The sequence below is a fragment of the Nonomuraea sp. NPDC050790 genome, from assembly GCF_044456745.1.
Taxonomy (GTDB): Bacteria; Actinomycetota; Actinomycetes; order Streptosporangiales; family Streptosporangiaceae; genus Nonomuraea.
In genome coordinates this window covers 344,153-365,618 of record NZ_JBITGF010000002.1, presented here as the reverse complement: position 1 = coordinate 365,618, position 21,466 = coordinate 344,153, and the positions used below count along the sequence as shown (strand labels likewise).

Genomic DNA, 21,466 nt, shown 5'->3' with positions numbered 1-21,466 from the left:
ATGACCGTGCTGGACAACCGGGCGGTGACGCCGGGCTCCGATACGGAGCCCGCTGATCCGCGCGATCCCCTCGTCCGTCTGACCGCGCTCCTCGACGAGGGTTCGCTGCGGTTGATCACTCCTCAGGACAAGAGCGGCGTCCTCGCCGCCATGGGCCGCGTCGAGGGTGTCCCCGTCGTCGCGTTCTGCAGTGACGCCCGCTTCCAGGGCGGCGCGATGGGCAGCGAAGGCTGCGAGCACATCGTGCACGCCTACGACGTGGCCGTCCGTGAGCGGGTGCCGGTCCTCGGGATCTGGCACTCCGGTGGTGCGCGGCTCGCCGAAGGCGTCGAGTCGCTGCACGCCGTCGGCCGGGTCTTCTTCGCGATGACCAAGGCCTCCGGCGTCGTCCCGCAGATCTCCGTCGTGGTCGGCGCCGCCGCCGGCGGCGCGGCCTACGGGCCCGCGCTGACCGACCTCGTCATCCTGGCCGACCAGGGCCGGATCTTCGTGACCGGCCCCGACGTGGTCCGCAGCGTCACCGGCGAGGACGTCGACGCCGCCGCCCTGGGCGGCCCCGAGCCGCACGGCAGGCGCAGCGGCGTCGTGCACGTCGTCACCAAGACCGAGACCGAGGCCTACGTGAAGGCCCGCGAGCTGGCCTCGCTGCTCGGCCACCAAGGCCGGGTACGGACCTCCGCCGTGGAGGAGGTCGACTTCAGCACGCTGCTGCCGGAGTCCCCGCGCCGCGCCTACGACGTCAAGCCGCTGGTCAACGGCCTGCTCGACGAGCCGAGCGTCGAACTGCACCCCAAGTGGGCGCCGAACGTCGTCACCGCCCTGGGCCGCCTGGGCGGCCGCACGGTCGGCGTGGTCGCGAACAACCCGCTGCGCCTTGGCGGCTGCCTCGACGCGACCTCCGCCGAGAAGGCCGCTCGTTTCGTCCGCATGTGTGATGCCTTCGGGGTGCCGCTGGTCGTCCTCGTGGACGTCCCCGGCTACCTGCCCGGCGTCGGACAGGAACACGACGGCGTGGTCCGCCGCGGCGCCAAGCTCCTGCACGCCTTCGCGGAGGCCTCCGTCCCGCGCGTGACGCTCGTGACCCGCAAGGCGTACGGCGGGGCCTACATCGCCATGAACTCCCGCGCCCTGGGCGCCACCAAGGTCTTCGCCTGGCCGACCACCGAGATCGCCGTGATGGGCCCGGTGGCCGCGATCCGCGTGCTCAAGCGCCGCGAACTGGCCGCCGCCTCCGAGGAGGAGCGTCCGGAGCTGGAGCAGCGGCTGGCGCAGGAGCACAAGCAGCTCGCCGGGGGCCTCGAACGCGCCCAGGACCTGGGCGTGATCGACGAGGTCATCAAGCCGGAGGAGACCCGCGGCGCCATCGCCAAGCTCCTCGCCCAGGCCACCCCGGCCCGCGGCGCCCACGGCAACATCCCGCTCTGACCGTCCCGCTGTGAAGTACGCGCTGGCCGGGGGCACCGGCGCGCGTGGGCAGCGGCCGGCGCCCACGGCACCCGCTTCGATGGTCCGCCTGGGAGCCCGGCTGCTCCGCACCGACCCGGCCCTCGCCCTGACCCGCCGCCGCTGCGTACCCACCCGCCTGCTCGGCTCCGCCTTCCACTTCCGCCACCCGGACCTGAACGAAGCCCTCACCCACCTGCTCACCGCCCCATAAGAGGAAAGGCCTCCGCGTTTCGCGGAGGCCTCTGGGTGTGCGGGGCTAGACGGCGGCGTGGAGCCAGCGCACCGGGGCGCCGTCGCCGGCGTAGCGGAACGGCTCCAGTTCCTCGTCCCACGGGCGGCCCAGCAGGAGGTCGAGTTCGTCCTCCAGCACCGTACGGCCCTGCGCGGACTTCATCATCGCCGCCCGCAGCCGGTCCTCCGGGATCATGATGTCGCCGGAGGCGCCGATCACCGCCGAGAAGGCGCCGAGGGTCGGGGTGTAGGCATGGCGGGAGCCGTCGATGCCGGGCGAGGCGTCCTCGGTGCACTCGAAGCGGATCCGCTGCCAGCCCATGAGTGAGGAGGCGATCGCCGCGGCGAAGCCGGGATGGCCCTCCCACTCCGCCTGTGCGCGCACGACATTGGGCGCGGCGGGTTGCGGCGTCCACGTCAGGTCTACGGGCACGCCAAGGATACCCGCGACCGCCCATTCAATGTGCGGGCACAGCGCAGGCTGAGCCGAGTGGACGTACAGCACGCCACGAGCAGACACCGGACCTCCCGTTTCGGTACGAGGTGCGCCTTCCCCAACGGCCTCGACCCAGGATGATCACAAGTGACTAGGGAGAGACTACCGTCGGTCGCAATCCGACACCAGAGGGGGGCCATACCAAGTTGTTGCGGCAGTGGCACGTGACACCGCGTCCGGCGCGGAAAGATACCCGCTCATGGACATGCAATCTGCCGGGCAGGCCATCATCCGGCCAGGTCAGCTCCTTGTCGATCGCAGTGCGACGTCGGCGGCGGGGCGCTGGACGCAGGCGGTGACCGAGGCCGACGGCGTCTGCGCGCTGCGCCTGACGCCGGGCGTGGATCCGTGCGAGCTGGCTCTGGAGCTCCGCGAGCGGGGGCACCGGGCCTCGCCCAACCACGTCTTCGCCGGGCAGCCGCTGTTCTTCGGCGGGCCGGCCTCGCGGCCGTTTCCCGCCGAGGCGGTGCCGTACCGGCCGGGCAGGGAGCGCTCGCCCGTCGTGGTCGGGCTGCTGGACACGGGCGTGGCGCCGCACCCGTGGTGGTCGCGCAGTGAGTGGTACGGCGAGCTGGGCCAGGAGGGCGCCGACGCGACCAGGGGAAACCAGGCGGGCCACGGGACGTTCATCGCCGGGCTCCTGGTGCGCCGCGCGCCCGGCGTGACGCTGAGGGTCTGCCGCGTGCTGGACGGCGACGGGCTCGGCGACGAGGCGGGCATCGTGCGCGCGCTCAACCGGCTGCGCTCGTCCCCGCGGCCGGTGCAGGTGCTGAACCTGTCGTTCGGCGGCCACACCTTCGACGACCGGCCGCCGCCGATGCTGGCCGACGCGCTGGGCGCGCTGCCCGGCGCGGTGGCGGTGGCCTGCGCCGGGAACACGGCCTCCGACCGGCCGGTCTGGCCCGCGGCGCTGCCGTCCGTGATCGGCGTGGGCGCGCTGGACGCCGGGGAGGAGCGGCGCTCGCCGTTCTCCGCCCACGGCCCCTGGGTGGACGCCTGCGCCAGGGGCGAATGGCTGGCGAGCAGCTATCCGGGTTTCGAGGGCTATGCCACGTGGAGCGGCACCTCGTTCGCCACGGCTCTGGTGGCGGGAGCCGTGGCCGCGCTGGCGAAGGAGGCGCCGGCCAAGGACGCGGCGGGTCAGATCTTGGCCGGGGACCGGCAAATTCCCGATCTGGGAGTCGTGGTTCCCGCGAGTCTGTAGAGTTTACGCACAGTCCTCAGGTCAACACGAAGGGCAATGTGAGGGTTCTTCGTGACGCAGCATCCGGTCGGAAGGAGGCCGTATGGGCGACCCGCGCATGGTTGCGGAATTGCTGGCAGCAGCGGCCGACGGCGATCGGACGGCCTGGGACGAGCTCGTGGCCAGGTTCACTCCGCGCATGTGGTCGGTCGTCCGTGCCTGCGGGCTCGACGACGCCGATGCCGCGGACGCCGTCCAGGGTGCCTGGCTGCGCCTTGTCGAAAACCTACACACGATCCACAATCCGGCCGGACTGGGCGCCTGGTTGTCAACCACGGCCAGGCGCGAAGCGCTGCGCGTCCTCCGCAGGGAGCTTCTCCCGCTCCCCACAGACCTCGCGGAGGATTCGGATCCGGCGGCGGCCATCCTGGAGGCCGATGACCACCGCCTGCTCTGGCAGGCGATCTCCTCACTCAAGGAGCCCTGCAGGACACTTCTGACGCTGATGGCGCACCGTGTCGGTAATCAGCAGTCAGCCGTCCGGCTGGGGCTCCCGATAGGCAGCATAGGACCTAGTCGAGAACGCTGCCTAAGAAAACTGCGCACCCTGATCTCATCTGAGGAGACGGTGCATTGAACAACGACGACTACCTCCTGGCGGCTCTCAGCCTTGCCGCAGGGAACGATCCCGTTCCCAATCACGTATCCGCTGCCGCGAGCGAGGCCTACTCGCTCCGGATCCCACATGTGGTGACCGCCGTATCCATCGAGTGCGTCGCCATGCGGGTCGTGCGGGGGGTGGCAGGTCCGACGACCGTGCGGTTCGCCACCGACGACGTCACCTTCGACCTGGAGCTCAGCGTCAACGACGGGCTCATCGATGTGGCAGGGCAGATCCTGCCGTATCCGGGCGAAGGCAGTCACGTCGATGTGCGAACTCCGCACATGACCATGAGCCGGCAACTCGCCGGAACGGGGCAGTTCGCCGTCACGGGGATGCCTCCGGGCTGGTTCAACGTCGTCTGTCATCGTCCGGGCAAGACGCCCGTGGCGACCAGGTGGCTGCGAATCCGTCCATGACCTGAAGGGTCGTTGGGCAAGGGGCGGCGCATCCACCGTCGTCCCTCCCAACGGCCCCCCATCCAGACCTCTCTCAGCACCTTGGGCCGAATGCATGACCGCTGAGCAGGCAGACTCCTCCACAAATCCACACCCCGGGCTGACGCCCCCGGAAACGATGCTGGCGGCGGCGGAGGCCGCCGTGTCCAGATCCGTCGTCGACCCCGAGCAGGCGCTCGCCGCCGGCCGCCTCGTGCTGGTCGCGGCCGAAAGCGCGGGCGCCGTCGAGGCGGCCGTGGTGGCCTTGCGCGCGATGAGCCTCGCCGCCCGCGAGCTGGGCGACCTTCAGGCCGCCGAACGCCACCTGCGCAAGGCCATCGCCACGCCCGGCGCGCCGCCGCGGCGGGTGGCGCAGGCGCGCCTGTCGCTCGTCACCGTGCGCACCGAGCGCGGCCATCCCCTGCAGGCGCTGCGCGTGGCCGCTCTCGCCTGGGCCTATCTGTGCCCGCTCGACCGCGCCAAGCTCGACACGCAGCGGGCCGTCGCCTTAGCTCACCTGGGCCGTTACCAGGAGGCCATCGCCGCCTGCGACCGTTCGCTGGAGACGCTCGCCACCGCCCCCGGCACCGTCGACGACCGCCGGTTCCTGGCCGGTGGCCTGCTCAACCGCGGGCTCGTGCGCGCCTACCGGGGCGACTGGCACCGCGCCACCCAGGACATCACCGCCTGCCTGGAGATCTCCCGCGCCGCCGGGCTGGCCCACCTCACGCGCCTGGCCGCCGCGAACCTGCCCTTCCTCGCGGTACGGCGGGGCGACCTGGCAGCCGCCTTCGCCCACTACCGTGCCGCCGAGGACACGCTGTTCGGCTACCCGGAGCGCCTGGCCACGATGCGGGCCGACTTCGCCGGCGCCCTGCTGGCCGCGCACCTGCCGGGGGAGGCGCGGGCGTTGCTGAGCCTCGCCGTACCGGAGCTGGAGGCTTCCGGGGCGCACGCGGCGCTGGCGGAGGCGCGGCTGAAGCTCGCCCAGGTCGAGCTGCTCACCGGCGACCCGCAGCGGGCCGCCGAGGTGGCCGCGCGGGCGGCGGCCGAGCTCGCCGCGCAGGACCGTGAGACGTGGCTGCCGCTGGCCAGCGAGGTGGAGTTGCGGGCCAGGCTGGCGCTCGGTCCCGTCACGCCCGCGCTGGTGCGGGAGCTGGCCGAGTGCGCCGTGGCGCTGGAGTCGGGGCCGGCGTGCGCCGTGGCCGCGGCGGCGCTACGGCTGGCGGCGGCCGAGGCCGCGCTGTCGATCGACGATCATCCGACCGCCTCCGAGCAGCTCGGCTATCTCACCGCCCAGTGCCGCCGGGTACGTCCGTCGGCCGGGACCGCGCTGGCGTCCAAGGCGCAGGCGGCGCACCTGGCCCAGCCCTCCCCCACGCCGCCGCTGATCAGGCAGCACGCGCTGGCGCTGGAGGCGGCCCTTCAGGAGGACTCGACCGGCGCCTTCCGCGCGGTGCGCGACGGGCTGGCCGAGGTCGGCGGGCAGGTGGATACGCTCGACGACCCCGCCCTGCGCGCGCACGCGGCACGGGCCGGGGAGCGGCTGGCGGCGTTCGGGCTGTCGCTGGCGGTGCGGGGCGGGCGGGCCGAGGAGGTGTTCGAGTGGAGCGAGCACTGGCGGGCGGTCACCGGGCAGGCGCCGGGCGGGGCGGCCGAGCTGGGGCTGCCGAGTGCCGAGACGCGGCGGATCGTGTCCGTGCCGGAGTCACGAGCGTGGATGGCCGGGCCGGAGGGCGGTCCAGGTGCCGGGGACGAGGCGGCGGAGTGGCTGCGCGGGGTCAGGGCGAACCTGGGCGGAGCGGCGCTGGTCGAGTACGTCGTCGACCAGGGCGCGCTGCTCGCGGTCGTCGTGACCGAGGAACACGTGCGGATGCGGCGGCTGGCGGAGGTGTCGTCGCTGGGTGAGGCGGTGGTGCGCCTGCGGTATGCGATGCGGCGGGCGGCGCTGGACGACTGCCCTGGCGCGGGGGGCGACGTGGCGTCGTGCGGGCGGGAGGTGGACCAGCTCATGTTCCTGCCGCTGGCGGACTGGCTCGGGGACCGGCCGCTGGTCGTCGTGCCCTCGGGTCCGCTTTACACGCTGCCGTGGTCGGCGCTGCCGTACCTGCGCGGGCGGCCCTTGACCGTCGCGGCCGCCGCGCGGGCGTGGCTGCGGGCCCGCACCGCGCCGCGCCCCGGCCGCGCGCGGCCCGTCGTGGTCGCGACCGCCGGTCCCGACCTGGACGAGGCGCCGGAGGAGGTACGGCAGGTGCTGTCCCATCACCCCGGCGGACACGAGATCGAGGGCAGGATCGCGCCCGTGCTGCGGGCGCTCGGCGAGGCGGACGTCGTACACGTGGCCGCGCACGGCGTCTTCCAGGCGCGCAGCCCGCTGCTGTCGAGCATCACGCTGGCCGACGGGCCGCTGATGGCCTACGACCTGCTCGGGCTCGAACGTCCGCCGCGGCTGGTGGTGCTGTCGTCGTGCGACGCGGGGATGGCGCGGGCGCCCTGCGAGGGGGCGCCGCTGGGGCTGGCGGGAACGTTCCTGGCCCAGGGTACGGCGTGCGTCGTCGCGGGCATGGTGCCGGTGCGGGATGAGGAGGCGCTGGCGGTGATGGCGTGCTTCCACGAGTTCCTGTCGGCCGGGCAATCCCCCGCCAGGGCCTTGGCCGAGGCCACGGCGAAGACGGGCGTCACCGCCTTCGCCTGCTTCGGCGCCGGCGACCGCCCCCTGACCCACTGACCGCGAGGGCTGCTCCCGACGGCTTGCTCGGGGGCGGCTCGTCGGTCAGGCGGTGGCGATGGGGCGGGTGGGGTTGGCCACCCAGTTGGACCAGGAACCGACGTAGAGGGCGGCCGGGTAGCCGGCCAGGTGCAGGGCGAGGACCTCGTGGGCGGCGGTCACGCCGGAGCCGCAGTACGCGCCCACCGGCACGCCGTCGGCCACGCCCAGCGCGGTGAAGCGGGCGTCGAGGTCGGTGGCGGCCAGGAAGCGGCCGTCGGCGGTGACGTTGTCGGTGGTGGGAGCGCTGACGGCGCCGGGGATGTGGCCGGCGACCGGGTCGATGGGCTCCACCTCGCCTCGGTAACGTTCGCCGGACCGGGCGTCGAGCAGGACGCCGGTGCCGGCCAGCGACGCGGCCTCGTCCGCGGTCAGGACGGGCATGCCGCCCGGCACCGCGGTGAAGTCGCCGGGCGGGGCCGCGGGTTCGTCCTTGACGATCGGCAGGTTCAGCGCGGACCAGGCGGGCAGCCCGCCGTCCAGCACCTTGACCTGGTCGTGGCCGAAGTAACGCAGCGTCCACCAGGCGCGGGCGGCGATCGTGGAGCCGGCGTCGTCGTACACGACCACGAGCTTGCCCTTGGACACGCCCAGGCGGCGCATCGCGCTCTGGAACCGCTCCGCGGACGGCAGCGGGTGCCGGCCCGCGGCGCCGGGCGCGGCGGCCAGGTCGGCGTCGAGGTCGCAGAAGAGCGCTCCGGGCAGGTGACCCTCGCGGTAGCGGTCGATGCCGGGCGGCCCGCTGATCCCGCCGCGTACGTCCAGCAAGGTCACGGCATCGCCGAGCTCGGCCAGCTCGGCCGGGGTGATGAGCGGGCTCATCTGCTGCTTACCTCCAGAAGTGGTATGAGTTGTTCCGCGGTGGTCATCGAGCCGTGGTAGCCGGTGAAGGCCGCCTCCAGCTTGTGGGCGGTGTTGATGATCGCCAGATCGGTGTACGGCACGGCGACCACGTCACCGATCCGCTCGATCCACTCCGTCTTCACCCTCGGCCCGAACCATCCGGCGTCGACGGCCTCCTGCCTGGACACCACCCATGCCCGCCCGGCAAGGGTCTCACGCCAAGCCTCGAGTACGGCGTGCGCCGCACCCGGTTCCGCGTACACGTGTCGCGCCCGCGCCTCCCCGCCCAGCATCGCGACGCCCGCGACCAGATCGGGCGTCTGGTCGGCCGCGATCTTCTCGCCGGCGTTGACCATGCCGTGGTCGGCGGTGACGTACAGGGCGCCGCCGGGGGGCAGGGCGGCGGCCAGGCGCTCGGCCATGCGGTCGACGATGGCGAGCTGGTCGAGCCATTCGGGCGTGCCCCAGCCGGTGAGGTGGCCCATGGCGTCGAGGTCGCCGTAGTAGACGGTGACGTGGGCACGCGGCTCGGCCAGGGCCGCGGCGGCGGCTTCGACCCTTTCGTCCACGGTGTCGGCGCCCAGGTAGCGGATGCCGCGGTAGACGGCCTCGGTCAGGCCGGTTCCCTCGAACATGGCCGGCGCCACGTAGCTGCACGTCACCCCCGCGGCGGCGGCGCGCTGGTAGACGGTGTCGGCCGGCTGCCAGACGAGCGGGTCCATGACCTGCTTGTCGGGGAGGGTCCAGCGCAGGCAGTTGAACAGGTGCCCGGCGCCGGGTACGGCCAGCATGAGGCCGAGCATGCCGTGTTCGCCGGGGGGCAGGCCGGTGCCCAGGGAGCACAGGCTCGTGACGGTCGTGGCCGGGAAGCCGGCGGTGAGCACCCTTTTCGCGGCGCCGTTCAGGAAGGGCGCGGTCTCGGGGTGGGCGGCCAGCAGTTCGGCGCCCAGGCCGTCGACGAGGAACAGGCAGACGCTGCGGGCCGGTTCCAGCCCGAGCACGTTGCCGTCGCCCACACCGAGCGCGGCCATCAGGGAACGCGGCAGATCCGGCAACGACGACCCACCATAACCGGGCACCAGCGGAACAGCGTCCAGACTCATGACCAGATCCTAATAACACCCACAAACCCGGTCATATCCCAATACCCCCGACATTTCCCATCCCCTCCCCCACCAACCCCATCCCGCCAGTCCCCGCCCACCCGCTCAAGCTCCGCTCCCGCCCACCCGCCCAGCTCTACCGCGCCCCCTCCGGCCCGCCCCACTCCGGCCGCCCAAGCCCCACCCCGGCCGCCCAGGCTCTGCCCGCCTCCAGCCACCCCCAGCGCTGCCCCGATCCCCGTCGGGCCATCCGAGACGGGTTGCCACGAGCTCGCGTGGGCGGGTTTGGGGGGACCGGAGCAGGTCGGGGTGGCCGAAGGGGAGGCGGGTTGCCGAAGGGTGTGGGGCGTCCTCCCGGGGGCCGTGTCGGGGGAGGTGGAGGAGGGCTAGCGGCGGGCGTGGCGGGTTCTGTGGCGGGCGGCGGTTTCCCTGGCGATCGCGAGGGCGCCCGCGCTCACACGTTCGCCGTTCCAGGCGTCGAGCACCCCCAGCATCTCCTCCACGAAGATCGTCCCGATGCCGGTGAGCCGGCCGGAGGCGCGCAGCACCAAGGCGGCCTCCATGGACGCCGCCCTCCAGTGGGCGAACTCCACCTCCGCCTCCTCCCGGCCGGCCCGCCCGGTCGCCAGGTGCCGCTGGGCTCGCCAGAAGCGGGCCATGCCCAGGTGCGCGTACGTGCCCTGCAGCAATGCCCCGACCGGGCGCGGGTCGGTCCGCCACGGCGCGTAGAACAGCTCGCCCGGCACCGGCGCGGTGAAGTCGAACAGGTCGGACAGCGCCACCAGCTTGGCGTGGTGACTCTCGTGGACGAGTGAGCGCGCGGCGGCCACACCCGACACCGGCAACGACAGGAACACCGCGCCGAACGCCATCCGCGACGTCGCGCTCTCGTCCGGCCCGTGGAGCGGGACGACGGCGCTGACCAGGGCGCGTACCTCGGCGGCCAGGTCCGGGTGGCCGTGGCGCAGCAGGTCCCAGCCGGAACCGATCCGCTCCCACCACACGGCCGCCTCGGCGTCGGTCAGGCGGCCGAGCGCGCGCAGGCCGTCGCTCCGCGCGGGGTCGAGGTCCTCCAGGCTCGGCCGCCACCCGCCGAGGTCGCGGGTGCGCACGGGTGTCCAGCCGACGGGCGCGGAGCCGTCTTCCAGCCTCGGTTCGCCGCGGCTCCAGCGGAGGGTCACGCTGTCGCGGGGGTACGGCAGGCGTACCGTGCCGAGACCGGGCAGATGGAGCGTCCGGAGACGGACGACGGCGGGCAGTCCTGCGCTGAGCGCCGCGCTCGCCGCCACCGGGTGCAGGCCGGACGGATCGGGCTCCCGGCCGAGCGTACGCATGGCCTGGGCTCCGACCGTGGGATAGGTGATGACCCGGAGGGCCCGTTCGGAATCGTGACGGCACGCCGACAGCAGCACCTCGAAATCGTGGGCGGCGTCCGTGTGGTCGCGGACGGCTCGCATGAGCAGGAGATGTTTGCCACGCTCCGCCGCGATCAGGCTCGCCATTCCTTCAGCGGTCCACGCGCCGCGGGCGAGGGCGCGCAGAGCGTGGTCGGGAAGGACCGCGCCCTTCACCCGAGACTCCGGCGGGCCGCGAGAATATCCTTTTCCAGGCGGCCGGAAATGTGATTGACCAGACGATACATATCGCGGCAATAGACAGTGGGATTGGCAAAGCCGGACCCCGCCCGATAGCGATGCGCATAATGGCCCGCGCCGCACACGCGGTTTATCGGGCACCTCCCGCAGGTCGCGCAGAGCGCCGCCAGGCCGGCCTGGCGGGCGGCGGACGGAGGGAGCAGCAACGCGCGGTCGAAGGGGTCGGTGCCGACGTGCAGTCCGGTGTACGACGCGCCTTCGTAGGCCGATTTCAGCGCGTCGGACATCTCGATGGAGCCGTCGGTCTCGACGACCAGGATGCAGACGGGGTTCAGGCCGACGTCCTCGATCTGCGACTCCCGGCCCAGCAGCAGGAAGATCAGTTGCTCGAACAGCCTGACGCGCAGGCGGCGGAGCGCGGTGCCGTACCAGAGGTCGAAGATCGGGATGAGCCAGTCCGCGTAGGGCGTCCCGGCGGCGGGCAGTCCAGGAGGCGGGCGGCTCCAGTTGCCGTGGGGCAGCAGGAAGTCGATGGCCGGCGGATTGTGGGCGCATAACGCCAGGTAGGTGCTGACAGGGTCGTTGTCGAGGTCCACTGTGCACAGCAAGCCGGCGAAGAGTCCGCGGTGGGCTTCGCGGGAGAGCAGGCCGATCGCCCTGACGACGTCGGCGTGGCTGCCGTGTCCGGATCTGGTGAGGCGGTGGCGGTCGTGGGAGGTCACGTCGCCGTCGAGGCTGAGGCCGACGCGGACGCCGTACCGGGAGAAGAGGCGCAGGAAGTCGTCGTCGAGCAGCAGGCCGTTGCTCTGGACCACAAACTCCACCCGGGTGCCGGCTACGGCCGTGCGTACGGCGTGCAGGATCCGCTCCAGACGGGGGCGGCCGGCCAGCAGCGGTTCGCCGCCGTGCAGGACGACGTCGACCCGGGGAAGGCGGTGCCGCGCCGCGTGCTCCGCGATCCGGTGCGCGACCTGGTCGATGACCGCGTCCGGCATGGCCCGCGGTTGCAGCCGCCAACGCTGGTCGGCGGACTCGTACATGTAGCAATAATCGCAGGCCAGGTTGCACCGGCTATGGATCTTCAGCACGAAGGTGTGAAATGGGCTCGGACGCCAGCCGTTTCGCAGGAACTCCACGACATCGTGGCCATTCGGCCATTCTCCTGTCCGCCCTCCACCTTCCTTCGGTTTCGGTCCCGCCACTTGACCTCAGCCCCGCATTCGGGAGAGTGTAAAACCCCACTCTATATATTCCACTTCTACCAGACTGCCTGGAGTGTGACACAAGGGGGTGTCTCCCAGGGAATGGTGGCATGGTGCCGGATGAGAGGGAATCCGATGCACGATGATCAGGACACCGGACAGCCGTGGCGGTCGGATCTGGTGGACCTGGAAGACCTGAACGAGCTGGTGGCGGCCATTCCATCCGACAGCGTGCTCGGGCTGGCCCTGCGCAGGGTCCACGTCCTCGCGGCCGAGGGGGCCGAGCTTCCCGTTTACTGCAATTTCTCGTCGGCCGCGCCTCCGGAGGAGTCCTTCTGAGAGACTCGGGATGCTGTTCTCCGGGACTCTGGCTGTGACAAAGTTGAGGCTGTGCCACGATGCCATGGCCGGTCCATGGAGATCACACCATATCGTGCGGAGGCGCGATGAACCGTCAATCCACCACCAGCAGGGTCATCGTCTTCCGATCCGCCCGTCCGGCCGTCGGCCGTTCCATGGCCGTCGCGAATGTCGGGCTGTTTTTGGCGCTTGCCGGGAAGAAAGTGCTCATCGTTGATGGGGATTCGGACAGACCGGTGCATCAGCGGTATTTCCGCCAAGTTCCTGTGCGTATGTCGCAGAATTCCGAATTGGCCACGGTTCGTCCGGGCTTTTATCCGGGTTTGGGGCGGCTCAGTTTCATGACGGTGAGCGACCCCTCGCGACTCGCCGGCCTTGGGCCCGGCGACTTCGACTACGTGCTGGTCAGCGATCCAGGCCGGGAGCTCCCGGAGGGCGTCGAGCTGGTCCTCCTGCTCGTCCCGCTGACCATGGGGGTCGTGGCCGAGGCGGTGGAGGAGATTCGCCGGCTGGCGGGCGCCGATCACCGGGTGCTGGCCGTACCCTCACGTGTGGACCCGAGCAGGCAGCTCGACGCGGCGCAGGTCAGGTTCGCGCTGCGGGAGGCGCTCACGGACGTGGGATCCGAGGTGCTCTCGCCCGACGAGATCCCCTACGACCCGGCCTTCTACTACAACGACACGCTCGCGGTGAGCGCGTCCGGCCCCTCGCAGCAGAACGGCCTCGCCCCCGCCTACGAACGGCTCGGCAGGCAGATCCTCGACATCGGGCCGCGCTCGGTCAGCGAGGCCGTGGTCGTCAGCGCGCCCCGGTACGAGCCCTGGGCGGAATGGATCGCCGACCGCCTGCGCCTCAACGGCGTCGGCGTGCGGGAGACGAGCCTGGCCGACTTCACCACCGAGCAGGTCCGCCGGATGCGGGCCGACCAGGTGGGCATCATGGTCGCCGCCGTCGGGCTGAGCAACGCCGTCCAAGCGGAGTTCTCGCCGGACGACCCGACGTCGGCGCGGCTGTTCGCCGTCGACCTGGAGGGCCACTCGCCGCCGGTCGGCTCGGTCATCGACCTGTCGGCCCGCCAGGACGAGAACTCCGCCGAGACCGAGCTGCTGAGCAGCCTGCGCCTGATCGCCAGGACACGCTCGTCGTCCGCGGACGGCGCCAGGTTCCCGGCCGCGCCCCCGCGCTCCAACCTGCCCGCGACCGTCGAACGGTTCGTGGGGCGCGAAACCCAGCTCGCGATGCTCCGCCGCCGCCACCTGGAGCGCGCCGCCCGCCCGCTCGTCCTGTACGGCCCGGCCGGCATCGGCAAGACCGCACTGGCCGCCGAGTACGCCAGGCGCTTCAGCAGGGCCTACGACTACGTGTGGTGGATCGACGCGGCCACCCCCACGACCGTTCATCAGGGACTCACCGACTTCGCCAGGGCACTGGGCGTGCCCGTCACCGACAACGACGACTGGCGCGGCGTCGCCGACCACCTGGCCGAGCGCCGGTGCCGCTCCCTGCTGGTCTTCGACGACGCCGACGCCGTCGCCGGCAGGGAGGCGACCGAGCTGCTGCTGGGCGTGATGGGCAACACCCACGTCCTGCTGACCCGCAGGGACGACGACGCCGACGAGGCGGGCGTACTCCTGCAGCCGATGGGCCGCGACGAGAGCGCGGAGCTGTTCACGCAGGGCACGGGCCTGAAGCCGCGGCGCGACGACGAGCTGTCCCCGGCGCCGGACCAGGTCATCGCCCACCTCGACGGCCTGCCGCTGGCGGTCGTGCTGGCGCGGGCATGGCTGCTCGCGCAGCTACGCGGCAGGGAAGCGGCCGAGCGGAAGTCCCAGTCGCCACAGCCCACGCGGCAGATCCTCCAGCGCTTCGCCGCCGACTTCGAGCGCCTGCGGGCCGTGTCCCCCGGGCAGGAGCCGCACGAGGTCGTCCTGCGCATGGCGCTGAACACCCTGGTCTCCGACGAGGCGCGATGGCTGCTGAGCATCTCGGCGTGGCTGTCCACGGACGGCGTGTCCATCCGCCTGCTGCGCTGGCTGCTGGCCAACAGAGCCGACGACCCGCACTTCGACCGGCTCCAAGCCGACCGGCACCTCTCCCAGCTCAGGGACTCCGGCCTGGTCACCCTGAACCGGTCGGGCGAGGCGGGGGGAGAGCTCAAGCTGCACCGCTCGATCAGGGAGTACCTGCGCGAACAGCGCAACGTGGACGTCGAGCAGGTACGCGGCCTCCTCGGCCGCTACGCGCCGCTGGAGTGGGACGACTCCGGGCCGGAGAAAGAGGAGCGGGCCACGCGGTTCGAGGAGGTCGGCCGGCATTTCCGCGACGTCGACATCCTGGCCAGCACCTCCTTCCGCGTCCGCTCGGCGGTCGTCCAGTACCTCCGCCACTGCTACACCTCGGAGCAGCGGCTCAGGTGGGAGGCCGGCAGGAAGCTCGGCGAGGAGGCGCTGCGCCGCTGGGCCGAGACCGACGCGCACGTCCAGCTCCGCCACCAGCTGGAGATGCACCTGGCGAACGTGATCAGGTCGCTCGGCGACTACGAGCGGGCCAGGGAGATGAGCGCGTCGGCGTTCAAGGCGCTGGTCAAGAGCCCCGGCCTCGGGCATCCGGTCACGCTGCACGCGGCGATGACCAGGGCCGCCGACTACCGGATGAACAGCGAGTTCAGGAACGCGTACTACTGGGACTTCCAGGCGCGCAAGGGCTTCGTCGGGCTGCTCGGCGCCGATCATCCGATGAGCGCGCTCGCCCTGCACAACCTGGCGGGCTCGGCGTCGTTCATGGGGCGGCCGCACGAGGCCCGGCGCCTCGGCAGGGAACTGCTCGACCAGCTCACCCGCATCCGCGGCAAGCATCCGGACATGCTCACCCCGATGTGCGCCGTCAGCCACTACCTCAGGGTGCTCGACCACAACGAGGAGGCGTCAGAGCTCCTCAGCGACGCGCTCGCGATCGTCTCCCGCTGGCCGGCGGTGTCGCCGTTGCAGAAGTCCAGGGTGCTGAACGACGTGGCGGTCACCGAACGCCGGCTGGGCGACGCCTACGCGGGGCTGATCAGGGACAAGGCCACGCTGGAGGACCTGCGCAACGGCTACGGCGAGGAGTCGGTCGACTTCCTGCGCTGCGCGCTGAGCTACGTGGCGGGCCTGCACGCGGAGGGCGAGTCCTTCAACGCGGTGATGCAGGCCGAGCGGTACCTGGGCATCGCGCGCCGGACGATCCCCGAGAACTCCGTGGTCTCGGCGTTCCAGAGCAACCTGGGCGCCTACCTCGACGCGGTCGAGCGCCACGACGACGCGCTCGTCCTGGCGAGAGAGGGATACCAGGGCTTCCGCCGGCGCCTGGGCGCGGGCCATCCCTACACGCTCGCCGCGGAGATCAACTACCTGGCCGTCCTGCACCGCACGGAGCCCAAGGAGGCGATCAGGCGATCCGTGGAACTGCACAGGAGGCTCCACAACCTGTTTGGTCCCGGCCACGCCCACACCCGAATAGCGACCGACAACCTTGCGGTTTTCCGTGCGATCCAGACCGGGGGAACCGGAACTCCCGTGTACGCCGACGTGGAGACCCAGGTCTTCTGAGGCAGGCAGCCCCCGATCGAGGAGGAACCCGTTGCGGGAAGACAACGATCAGACATCCCCGGATGCTCCCCAGCTCTGGCTCTACGAGAGCATCGGGTCCGCCGAGAGCGAATGGCTCGACGCGCAGACCGCCCTGTACCAGGAGTTGCTGGAATCCACGCCGGCCATCGGCGCCGTCTCCCTGGCCGACCAGAGCCTGCCCGTGTTCGTCCTGTGCCCCGTCCCCGCCCGCGCGTTAGCCGACCTCCAGGCCCCCCGCCTGGGCGTCGCCGCCGACCAGGTGCCGCTCCAGCAGGCGCGGGCGGCGGTGATGAACGGGGTGAGCCAGTTCGCCGTCACCTTCGAACGGCTGAACCTCGACCTCAGCAGGTTCGGGACCGGCCCGCTGGTCCGGATGGTCGTGGTGACCCAGGACATCGGCATCTTCTACATGACCATGCTCCGCTACTCGGTCATCGCCATCACGTTCGACCCCACGTCTGCGGACCTGGTCGACGCCCGCCTGTGCGACTTCGCCGACGGCCAGCGGGAGGACATCGACATGCCGTCGCAGAACCTCGGCGGCGACCGCGAGAAGCGCCCGGCCGCTCTCGCGAAGGGCACGCTGATGGCCTACTTCCACTCCCCGCGCCCCGACTTCAAGTCGCTGTCGGACGCGCTGCGCCCCGCTCTGCACGAGCACCTGAACGAGGTCGACCTCCACTACGCCGCCGTCTACCTCGACTGGGACTTCGTCTCGGCCGCCGACGTCTTCGAGGAGGCCGGCCCGCGGAAATGGCTGGGGACGCGCGAGGACCGCATCAGGCAACGCGAGTTCTACGAGGAGTTCGGTTCGCGGCTGCACCAGGAGATCGGCGAGATCCTGCACATCCTCTGGCCCCTGAGCGACTCGGAGTTGCAGCGATTGGTCCTCGACGTGGCGTCGGGCGCCCTCTACGTCTATCCCCTCGTCATCGACACCCACCGCGCCTACGTCGTCGGCGTCACCCTGTCGCAGGACCACGTGGACGTGGCCGACCACCGCCTGCGCGACCAGGTGTGCCCCGAGGTCCGCCGGATCATCGTCGACCACCTCAACGAGCAGAACCTCCTGCGGGAAGGCACCCGGCGGTGAGCTCCCAGAAGGCTCCCCTCAGCGAACGGGCCGGCCCCCGCCTCGTCATCGGCCTGCTGATCGTGCTCCTGGGCTGGACCGTCGCGACGGTCTTCCGCCTGGAGTCGCTCGGCCAGATGAACTGGTACCTCATCGCGGTCACCATCCTGCTGGCGATCGGCCTTTACGGCAGCGCCTCCGGCATCCCCCGCGAGGCTTTGAGCGACCTGCCCACGGTCCTGGCCGCCATCACGGTGGGCGTGGCGCTGAAGATCGCCCTGATCGCCGGAGCGCTCCTGCTCGTGCCGCTGTTCTCCCGGCCGGAGGCGATCCTGTTCGCCCTGGCCGTCGCGCAGATCGACCCGGTCTCGGTGGCCGCTCTGCGCAACGATCCCCGGATGTCGCGGCGGGCCAAGAACGTCCTGCTGTCCTGGGCCTCCTTCGACGATCCGATCACCGCGCTGCTGACCGTCTATCTGGCCGCCTGGCTCTTCCCGCTGCAGGCCGCGCAGAGCATGGACGCCTATGTCGAGAACATGGGGCTGAACCTCGCCCTGGTGGCCGGGGCGCTGCTGCTGTGGTGGCTGGGCGGGCTGGCGCGCAGGAGGCTCAGGACGAGCGACCGGAGCGCCACGATCGCGCAGGCCGGACTGCTGCTGGCCGTGGTGGCGACCGCGGTGGTGAAGTTCCTCATGCTGGGGGTGGCGCTGGTCGGCCTGTTCCTGCGGCCGTTCGCGAGCAGGGCGCTGGACAGGGTGTTGCTGGGCGCGCTGGTGCTGGCCACCTTCGCCACCGGCATGCTGCTGACGTCGGGCACCCTGTTCCTCCACGGGCTCATCCTCGGGGCGGCGGCCTTCGTCGCGCAGATCGTCGTGGGGCTTGTCATCACGTGGAGATACGCGTGGATGGACCGCGTCCACATCGCGTTCGGACAGCAGAACGGCATCACCGCGCTGCTGCTCAGCCTGGCGCTGCTGCCCTACCTGGACAGCGCGGTCGCCGTGATCGTTCCGGCCGTGGTGGTGGTCAACACCCTGCACCTGGTGACCAACGCCGCCGTCGACCGCGGCTGGTTGCCGACCCGGCGCCGCCGTACGCACGATGACACCACCCAGCCGGACGCCGGCGCCGGGACGAGCGCCGGCACCGGGACGAGCGTGACCGCCGAGACGAGCGTCACCGCCGCCGAGGAGGGAACGGAACGCCCGCGGCCCGTCCGCCGGTCACGGCAGGCCGACTTCACGACCGACGGCACCTGACACCACCCGGCCGAGATCACGCAGGGTCCGGACGTCGGCGACCGTCAGCGGCGCGGCGCCGTCACCGGCATCGGTGCGGGATCCGCCCGGCGGGGGAAGCAGGCTCGGCTGCGGCAGGGGAAGCGAGTCGAAGGTCAGCCGGTAGGCCAGGCAGATGTTGTCCAGCCGCCGTTCCCACCGTGCCCTGAGCTCGTGGCCGTGACGGGGCTCGTTGAGGTGGCGGGCGATCGCGTCGTGGAACTTGTCGAGCGCGTCCAGCAGCACGACGCGGGTCCCGATCTCGTCCACGTGCGGCCGGGGCCGGTGTTCGCGCAGGTCGTTGGACTCCAGCTTGTCCATGATCAGGGCGTACTCGGAGGCGCCCTCGGTGAGCTTCTCGGCCACCTGGCGCGCGTCCGCGAACAACCCCTCGATGGCCATGGGCAGCACGTCGGCCGGCGTCGAGGCGGAGATCGCCTGCGGTCGTGTGCTCATCGTCAGCAGGCGGTCCAGGGTCTGCTGCATGATCCGCTGTTCGGCCAGTTGCCCGCTGATCTTCCTGCTGATCTCGTCCAGGAACTCACGCTGGTCGTAGGTGCCGAGGCGGGTCAGCGCGACGCGTACCAGATCGACGAACTCGGCCTTGAAGTCCGTGTCGGAGTAGATGACGGGTGAGCGACTGATGAGCCTCTCCACGGCCTCGGTCAGGCGGGCGGAGACGATGCCGTCGACGACGAGGACGATCTCGCATCTGACCGCCGAGGACTGCGCCTCCTGGACCCGGGTGGTCAGGGCGCGGAAGTGGGAGTCGAGGACGACCGAGTCCGTGATGAGGACGGCGACGGCCATGGTGCCGCCGGGATCGGGCAGCCACATGTCGATGGGCTCGCCCTCGCCGAGGACGCGGTCGGCGAAGAAGTCCCACTGCTCGCGCTGCAGTAATCGGCGCACGAGCCGGCGCAGGTCGCCGAGGCTCATCCGCTCGAACTCCTGGCGGACGGCGTCGAGGATGTCGTCCAGGCGCAGGGGGCGGCCGAGCGCTCTGGCGTTGTCCCTGCTGCGCCGGGTCAGGGTCAGGGACCTGCGCGGATGGCCGCCGGTGATGGTGTGGACGTAGCGGACGAGGTCGACGCTCCCGTCGACCTGGACCTCGGGTCCCATCGCCGTCGCGTGCAGGTCGATGAGGCCCTGCGTGTTCTCGAGGTCGAGGGTGTCCAGCGGGACGACGCCGATCCGCTCGCGCAGGGCGCCGGGGAGCCGCGTGATGCTGGCGGGCAGCGCGCAGAAGACGAACAGCCCGCCGACGTCGATGAAGATCTTGAGGAGCTGCCCGAAGGAGCGCACGGCGGCCGGGTTCCAGCGTGAGCCGCCGTCGTCGACCAGGAGCTCCTCGAACTCGTCGATGATGAGGCAGATCCCGCCCTGGCTCGGCCCGCCGGAGCGGTGCAGGAAGGCGATCACGCCGAGCGCGTCGTAGGTGTCGGCGTCGTTCAGGGCGCGCAGGCCGCGGTCCTTCAAGGCCGCGGAGGGCTCGCCGCCCTTGAGCCAGTTCCAGATGTCGTGGCGGTGCGTGCGGGAGACCATCAGGGCCAGCGCCCTGCCGAACAACGCGTGGTCGGCGACCTCCCTGAGCTGCCGTTGCAGCGCCTGCCGGATGTAGGTCTCGGCGAGCTGGAAGTGGTCCATGACCTTGTCGGGATCGAGGATGCCGCGTTCGAGCTGGTCGGGGACGCTGCCGAGTTCGTCGTCGAAGATGGGCTCCTTGCGCAGCTCGGCGGCCATCACGTTGGCGTAGTAGCGGCGCACCAGGGCGAACATGTCCTTCTGGGGGATGCTCTCGACGATCCGCCGCCGGTAGATGTGCGGGAACGAGCCCTGCGAGCCGTCGATCGCCAGGACCCGCATGTCCGGCACCGTGCGGAAGGCGAGGCTGGCGGCCACCATGGCCAGGTGGGTCTTGCCTGTCCCGTAGTCGCCGGCGATGGCCAGGCCGCGCCCGCCGGAGGTCCTGACCTCGCCTATCCCGGGGTGGGAGTACTCGTCGATGAAGGCGCGCACCGCCCGCACCGCGGGGGTTTCCTGGGTGACGTGCTCGTCGGCGTAGTCGTCGGATTCCGCGTCCCAGACCGTGGGCAGGTGGGCCGCGAAGGTGCGGGAAAGAGGTGTGTCGCGGGATGTGCCGTGTCCTGTCATCAGTCACTCCCCGTACCCTGGCTCATCTTCGTGGTCCACGTTGAGAGCACCTACAGCCTCCGCCGTTCTAAGCCCACTCTGCAACACGTCCCGCATGACCCGGACGAAATCGGCTTCAGAAACTATCCCGGAGGACAGTGCGGGATCCTTGATGATCAGATCCATCGCTTCGGCGCAGAGTTGGTTGTAGGCGCCAATGGTGCTTTTCGTTATCTCGGTTCTGCGAGCAATGCGTTCGATATCACCGGAATCGATGACGGGCAGATGCCCATTGAGGTCGGTGCGACTCAGCCGCGAGCGAATGAATGCCACCCGGTCTTCGAAACGAAGTTCGCTGATCTCGAGATGCGTGGTCGTGGCGAGCGTGTAATCGGTCGTGGGCGGCTCATTCTGGCATTCGATCATGAATGTCATGTTCGGCTCCGCAAGTTTCATGCAGGCGCAGGCCACCTGCTCCTTTTCGTCGTCCTGTCTGTTCGCGGGGAGAACGACGAACAGGTAGCGGCGATACGTCTGGAGGCGCTCGCTGACCTTCGCCATCTTCTCCTTGAGCCGGTAAACGTAGTCCTCCACGGAGTCCCGCGGTCTGGGCGCGATGGGGCCGACCAGGTCGTAATTGCGAAGGAGCAGGAGCCTGGACTTCTTCAGCTCCGCGCTGATCGCGCTGTCGACGAACCACAGCGTCTTCTTGATCGTCTGCGGGTCGATCCAGCTCTGGCTCAGCGGCGGATGGGTGCTGAGGTTCACCGTGCGGAACTTCACGTGCGCCGTGTGGTTGACGACCTGCTCAAGGTGATCCCTGCACCATTCGATCAGGGTGCTGCGCCCGCTCCCCCGCTTGCCGCTCACGATCACCATGTTGGGCCCTTCGAGCGCGGCCACGTCGGAGAACCTCGCCTGGAAGCGGGCGAACTCGCCGGCGATCCCACCGTGCGCGACGAAGTGCCGGCGATGGGCCACACGCAGGTGGCCGTCGAGGGAGTTCCCGTCCGCGTCGGCGATCACGAAGGGGTTGACCAGCGACGGAGTCACGC

General features: G+C 71.1%; 17 protein-coding genes. 10 read left to right on the top strand and 7 right to left on the bottom strand.

Features of this window, described 5'->3' with window-relative positions; all coding sequences use genetic code 11:
• Together ACIBEJ_RS10110 and ACIBEJ_RS10105 are read left to right on the top strand one after the other, a co-directional pair.
• Positions 1-1,425, top strand: a complete 1,425-nt coding sequence (locus ACIBEJ_RS10110; protein WP_397182313.1) for an acyl-CoA carboxylase subunit beta — start codon at positions 1-3, stop codon at positions 1,423-1,425.
• A 10-nt stretch (positions 1,426-1,435) separates the two neighbouring features.
• On the top strand, positions 1,436-1,657 hold the full coding sequence (locus tag ACIBEJ_RS10105) for a DUF1731 domain-containing protein (RefSeq protein ID WP_397182312.1): 222 nt from the start codon (positions 1,436-1,438) through the stop codon (positions 1,655-1,657).
• 45 nt (positions 1,658-1,702) lie between these two features.
• Here the strand turns inward: ACIBEJ_RS10105 and ACIBEJ_RS10100 are convergent, their stop codons facing one another.
• The gene (locus ACIBEJ_RS10100) at positions 1,703-2,197 is read right to left on the bottom strand and encodes a DUF3145 domain-containing protein (protein ID WP_397182311.1); all 495 of its coding nucleotides are present in this window, start codon (positions 2,195-2,197) and stop codon (positions 1,703-1,705) included.
• 175 nt (positions 2,198-2,372) lie between these two features.
• On the opposite strand from ACIBEJ_RS10100, the gene ACIBEJ_RS10095 reads away from it, so the two are divergent.
• The 4 genes from ACIBEJ_RS10095 (at position 2,373) to ACIBEJ_RS10080 (ending at position 7,182) form a co-directional block, all read left to right on the top strand.
• Positions 2,373-3,377 carry a S8 family peptidase gene (locus ACIBEJ_RS10095; RefSeq protein WP_397182310.1) on the top strand — a complete coding sequence of 335 codons (1,005 nt, stop codon included), beginning with the start codon at positions 2,373-2,375 and terminating at the stop codon, positions 3,375-3,377.
• Positions 3,378-3,459: 82 nt separating this feature from the next.
• Complete coding sequence (locus ACIBEJ_RS10090; protein WP_397182309.1) at positions 3,460-3,993, top strand: RNA polymerase sigma factor; 534 nt, start codon at positions 3,460-3,462, stop codon at positions 3,991-3,993.
• Positions 3,990-4,436: a hypothetical protein gene (locus ACIBEJ_RS10085; RefSeq protein ID WP_397182308.1), complete on the top strand. Its 447-nt coding sequence runs from the start codon at positions 3,990-3,992 to the stop codon at positions 4,434-4,436. Before ACIBEJ_RS10090 ends, ACIBEJ_RS10085 begins: the two co-directional genes overlap by 4 nt.
• A 181-nt stretch (positions 4,437-4,617) precedes the next feature.
• Positions 4,618-7,182, top strand: a complete 2,565-nt coding sequence (locus tag ACIBEJ_RS10080) for a CHAT domain-containing protein (protein WP_397182307.1) — start codon at positions 4,618-4,620, stop codon at positions 7,180-7,182.
• Positions 7,183-7,227: 45 nt separating this feature from the next.
• Here the strand turns inward: ACIBEJ_RS10080 and ACIBEJ_RS10075 are convergent, their stop codons facing one another.
• The 4 genes from ACIBEJ_RS10075 to ACIBEJ_RS10060 form a co-directional block, all read right to left on the bottom strand.
• Complete coding sequence (locus ACIBEJ_RS10075) at positions 7,228-8,043, bottom strand: sulfurtransferase (protein WP_397182306.1); 816 nt, start codon at positions 8,041-8,043, stop codon at positions 7,228-7,230.
• Positions 8,040-9,167, bottom strand: a complete 1,128-nt coding sequence (locus ACIBEJ_RS10070; RefSeq protein ID WP_397182305.1) for an alkaline phosphatase family protein — start codon at positions 9,165-9,167, stop codon at positions 8,040-8,042. Before ACIBEJ_RS10070 ends, ACIBEJ_RS10075 begins: the two co-directional genes overlap by 4 nt.
• A gap of 386 nt (positions 9,168-9,553) precedes the next feature.
• Positions 9,554-10,738 (bottom strand): aKG-HExxH-type peptide beta-hydroxylase, encoded by a 1,185-nt coding sequence (locus ACIBEJ_RS10065; protein WP_397182304.1) that lies wholly within the window; start codon positions 10,736-10,738, stop codon positions 9,554-9,556.
• On the bottom strand, positions 10,735-11,898 hold the full coding sequence (locus ACIBEJ_RS10060; RefSeq protein WP_397182303.1) for an FxsB family cyclophane-forming radical SAM/SPASM peptide maturase: 1,164 nt from the start codon (positions 11,896-11,898) through the stop codon (positions 10,735-10,737). The genes ACIBEJ_RS10065 and ACIBEJ_RS10060 overlap by 4 nt, the downstream gene beginning before the upstream one ends.
• A 201-nt stretch (positions 11,899-12,099) precedes the next feature.
• Here ACIBEJ_RS10060 and ACIBEJ_RS10055 point away from each other — a divergent pair, with 201 nt between their 5' ends.
• The 4 genes from ACIBEJ_RS10055 to ACIBEJ_RS10040 all read left to right on the top strand — a co-directional run bounded on the left by ACIBEJ_RS10055 (position 12,100) and on the right by ACIBEJ_RS10040 (position 18,260).
• Positions 12,100-12,303 (top strand): hypothetical protein, encoded by a 204-nt coding sequence (locus tag ACIBEJ_RS10055; protein WP_397182302.1) that lies wholly within the window; start codon positions 12,100-12,102, stop codon positions 12,301-12,303.
• A gap of 368 nt (positions 12,304-12,671) precedes the next feature.
• Positions 12,672-15,908, top strand: coding sequence for an FxSxx-COOH system tetratricopeptide repeat protein (gene fxsT / locus ACIBEJ_RS10050; RefSeq protein ID WP_397182301.1), 3,237 nt, complete (start codon positions 12,672-12,674; stop codon positions 15,906-15,908).
• A 31-nt stretch (positions 15,909-15,939) separates the two neighbouring features.
• The gene (locus ACIBEJ_RS10045) at positions 15,940-17,022 is read left to right on the top strand and encodes a hypothetical protein (RefSeq protein WP_397182300.1); all 1,083 of its coding nucleotides are present in this window, start codon (positions 15,940-15,942) and stop codon (positions 17,020-17,022) included.
• Positions 17,019-18,260, top strand: a complete 1,242-nt coding sequence (locus ACIBEJ_RS10040) for a hypothetical protein (protein ID WP_397182299.1) — start codon at positions 17,019-17,021, stop codon at positions 18,258-18,260. The genes ACIBEJ_RS10045 and ACIBEJ_RS10040 overlap by 4 nt, the downstream gene beginning before the upstream one ends.
• Here the strand turns inward: ACIBEJ_RS10040 and ACIBEJ_RS10035 are convergent.
• Positions 18,225-20,432 (bottom strand): hypothetical protein, encoded by a 2,208-nt coding sequence (locus ACIBEJ_RS10035; protein ID WP_397182298.1) that lies wholly within the window; start codon positions 20,430-20,432, stop codon positions 18,225-18,227. The genes ACIBEJ_RS10040 and ACIBEJ_RS10035 overlap by 36 nt on opposite strands.
• A 3-nt stretch (positions 20,433-20,435) precedes the next feature.
• A complete protein-coding gene (locus ACIBEJ_RS10030) occupies positions 20,436-21,464 on the bottom strand; it encodes a hypothetical protein (protein ID WP_397182297.1) in 1,029 nt (342 codons plus the stop codon).
• Positions 21,465-21,466: the final 2 nt, after the last annotated feature.